This is a genomic window from Nocardia sp. JMUB6875, from assembly GCF_041154655.1.
Classification (GTDB): domain Bacteria; phylum Actinomycetota; class Actinomycetes; order Mycobacteriales; family Mycobacteriaceae; genus Nocardia.
The window spans coordinates 1-3930 of the sequence record NZ_BAAFGR010000327.1; the positions used below are offsets into that span (position 1 = coordinate 1).

General features: G+C 60.8%; 1 protein-coding gene and 2 pseudogenes. All 3 read left to right on the forward strand.

Annotation, left to right across the window (positions count from 1 at the left end; genetic code table 11):
* Window positions 1–111: pseudogene (locus tag ACAM49_RS39215) on the forward strand (IS630 family transposase); the annotation flags it as partial.
* A gap of 74 nt (window positions 112–185) precedes the next feature.
* Window positions 186–3005, forward strand: coding sequence for a DUF3578 domain-containing protein (locus ACAM49_RS39220; protein WP_369640580.1), 2820 nt, complete (start codon window positions 186–188; stop codon window positions 3003–3005).
* A 52-nt stretch (window positions 3006–3057) separates the two neighbouring features.
* Window positions 3058–3930, forward strand: a pseudogene (locus ACAM49_RS39225) (alpha/beta fold hydrolase); the annotation flags it as partial.

Genomic DNA, 3930 nt, shown 5'->3' on the forward strand with positions numbered 1-3930 from the left:
ATCAACGCCTGGAACGCCGACCCGAAACCCTTCGTCTGGACCAAGACCGCCGACGAGATCCTCGAAACTCTCGCCGCCTACTGCCAACGAATCAACGACTCACGACACTAGTATGCGCTGGTTTCTGAAAACCTTTGCCATTCAAAGGACTAGGCGGTCGCGTTTCAAATGGGTACAGTGCTCCCATGTCGCTGGGGGATGATCTTGTCGAGGTTCTCGCGATCCAGCAGGACCGGACCTCCGATCCGAACGATCCGATCATGCGTCGGCGGAAGGAGTTGGTCGAGCGTCGGATTCCGGAAGCGCTGGAGGAGATGCTGCGACCGGTCGAACCGACGTGGAAGGCCGAGGGAAGTGGCGGGAAGGGTGCTCCCGCCGAGGTCCCATGGACGCGTATTTTCGATCCGGAACTGAGTGCCAGGGCGGGGATCGGCTGGTACGCCGTCTACCTCTTCAGCGCCACCGGTGATGCTGTGTATCTGTCGCTGAATCAGGGCACAACGACATGGAATGCCGAGAAGGACGACTTCGATTTCCGAACGGCGGCAAACCTATCGGCTCGGGTCGAATCGGCGCGGCGGATCATTCGGGCATCGTCGATCGCGCGATCCACGTTCGAGCCGATCGAACTCAAGGGCCGGCAACGCCTCGGACGCGCGTATGAAGCTGGCAACGTTCACGCGATCAGATATCTTCGCACCTCCATGCCGTCATCGCGGGTACTCGAGAACGATCTTCGGCAGATCGGGGAACTCCTGGAACTACTGTACGAGTGCGAACTCCGCGGTATCGCCTTCGACGACCCCGAGGAGTTGGACGAAACGGTCCTCGCGCGAATCCCGGCGTCTAGCGCTGATATGCCGACTCTCGCTGGGACTGAAGGTAATTCGATTACTCTGCCGTCGGTCACGGACGACGGGATCGATGGACCGGACCGGCTCGGGATAGATGCCGACGCGCGAGCACTCGCTGCCGTCATCGCAGCCAAACAGGTAGTGCCGCCACTCGCCATTGCGCTGTACGGCGAATGGGGCAGTGGAAAAACGTACTTCATGCACCGAATCGAGCAGCACATTCGAGGCTTCGGCCGCAGAGACATCGACGGAGAGGTGTTTGAGCCAGGAACCTGGCATATTCGCTTCGGGGCGTGGCATTACGAGCGTGGCCACCTGATGGTCAGTCTGCATCGGCAGATATTTCAGGCTCTCGATGGCTCCGAGAGCCGGGATGCCGCTGAGGTAGCCGCTGCGGATGACAGAATTACCGAGCTCGAAACGAAGATTGACAATGCCGAGATCGAGATCGAGAAGGCCGAATCGAAAAGGGAGGAGCTGGGGGGCAAGATCGAAGTACTCCGTGAGGAGCAGGAGAGCGAACTCGAGGTGCTCCGCTCGATCAGTGGCAAGCAGATCATGGAGCGGGTTGGGAAAGATCCCGAACTCAAGAAGCGCCTTGACGAGCTATTCCGTGAACTGAATCTTCCGGATGTACAGAAAAGTGCGCTGCAGTTGTATCAAGCGGCTCACGAGATGCAGGCCGTCGGCAAGCGCATCGCGATCCTGGGCGGGCCCGGCCGGCGTGGATTGCTCTTCTCTCCGCTCGTTGCAGCGGCAGCGATCATGGTCCTCGCCTTTCTCGGAGCGGTTGTCCTTGTGGGTGTCGTTCCGGCCCTGCGGCCGATGGGGTCTGCCATCGGTCTTGCCGCCTCCCTGATCGGTGGATTGGCCACCGCTGTCACTCGGCAGGTTGCGCTCGTCCGGCACTTCCTGCAACCCGCAGAGCAGTTGCAGGATCTCATCGATCGACAGGTCGAGGAGAAGCGGACCGAGCAGCAGAAGGACGTCGACGAACTGGAATTGCAGTTGAAGCAAGTCGACGCGGACCGTGCCCTGGCACTTGAAACAAAGGCGAGCAGTCAGGAGGAATTGGAGAAGGCAAGGCAGCAGCGCGATGAGCTCACACCCGCCAAGTTCTTGCAACGTTTCATTGCGGAGAGGGCGGGGACATCGGAATTCGATGAGCATCTCGGCGTCAATGCGCGCGTCCATCATGATCTGTTCGAGCTGAGCGAGCGACTGACCGAGGCGCTGGAGGACAAGAAGTCCACACCGAGGCGCATCGTGCTGTATATCGACGACCTCGACCGCTGCTCCGCTGCCACGGCGGTCGCCGTGCTCGAGGCGGTCCACCTGTACCTTGCACTCCCGCATTTCGTCGTGGTCGTCGGCGTGGACCATCGTGGTCTCGAAAACTGTCTACAGGCTGTGCATTCCGACATCCTCGTGAATGGTGGCGTGGCGACCCCGTCGGACTACTTGGAGAAGATCTTCCAGCTGACTTATACCTTGCCGACAATGTCTGCTGATGGTTGTCGCGCGATCCTGAACGGTGCCATCGATGATCGGACGATGACCTCGGAGCGCGAAATCGGTAGCGGCGAAACCAATCCCGAGGACGATACAGGCGTGCCCGGCGAAGCCGTTGAAGGTGCGGGGTCGCCGTCGCATGATATTGATCCAGCATCGGAGTCGTCAGAACGCACTGTCGGAAAGCGTGACGAATCCGTCGACTCCTACATGATCAGATCGCTCGAAATCAGTCCGGGTGACCGGGCCATACTTGATCTACTCGCTCCCCTCGTTGCAACGACACCTCGACGGGCCAAACGATTCCTGACCATCTACACCGTGGTGAGAGCGAGATTGGCGGGGGTCGACTACGACCCGGCTGGCGTCGCGATACTTGTGGCAGCACTCGTCGGAGCGCCCGAAACCCTCGGGCGAGCTTTGCGGTCGGCAGATCTATCCACCGAGACCGGGGTCTTCGGACAATTTATGAAGTCGCTCCCTGACGGGTCGGGTCATCCTGTCGAGTTGGCGCGTGTGACTGCCCTCCTGAAGAACCTCGGTGACCTGGCAGAGGTGGCCATGTCCGCAGTTCTCGCTCAGCGAGACACTGTGTCTCCATACAGCATTGGGATTGCCGATGCTTATTCCAGTAGGTGAATGAACCTGGGAATCGACGCCGGTCCGTGCCGGCCGGGGTTTAGCGTGGGTTATGACTACGGATCAAGTAGTGCCGGCAATTCCGAACGTGCGTCGGAGCTACGTCGAGGCTCGAGGCGTTCGATTTCATGTGACCGATGCCGGGGAGGGGCGGGCGGTGGTCGCGCTGCATGGGTGGCCGCAGCATCACTATGTGTATCGGGATCTGTTGGCGGATCCGCCTGCGGGGCTGCGGATTATTGCGCCGGATCTGCCGGGGTATGGGTGGTCGGGGCGGCGCCGCACCGGTGGGCGAAAGATGACGTGGCGAGCGATGTGTTGGCGTTGATGGATGCGATGGGCCTTGCTGATGATGTGCTGTTGGTGGGGCACGACTGGGGTGGGTTCGTTGGGTATCGGATGGTGCTCCGGGAGCCGGAGAGGTTCGGGGGGTTTCTGGTGTTGAATATGGCGCATCCGTGGGCGGCGAAGAAGGATGTGGCGCGGCAGGCCTGGCGGCTGTTGGCATATCAGCCGGTCATGGCGAGTGTGGGGGTGCCTTTGCAGCGGCGGACTCGGTTCTTGGAGTGGTTGTTTGGCTCGGCTTCTTCCGAGGGCGGCGAGATGGATCGAGAGACCATCCGGATCTTCTCCGAACGGTTCAGAGATCCGGTGGTGGCTCGGGCGTCTACCGATACGTATCGGACGTTCTTGTTGAGGGAGGTGCCGGCGTCGGTGCGGAGGCCGGAGGTGCGGCGGGCTAGCGTGCCGGTGCGGGCATTATTCGGGAAAGATGATGCGGCGGTGCATTATTCGTTGGCGGCGGCGGAGACGGCTCGGGCGGATGATTACACGGTGGAGTTGGTGGAGGGGTGTGGGCATTTCATTGTTGATGAGCGGCCGGAGTTGGTGCGGGCTCGGTTGATTGGGTTGGCGGAGGAGACCC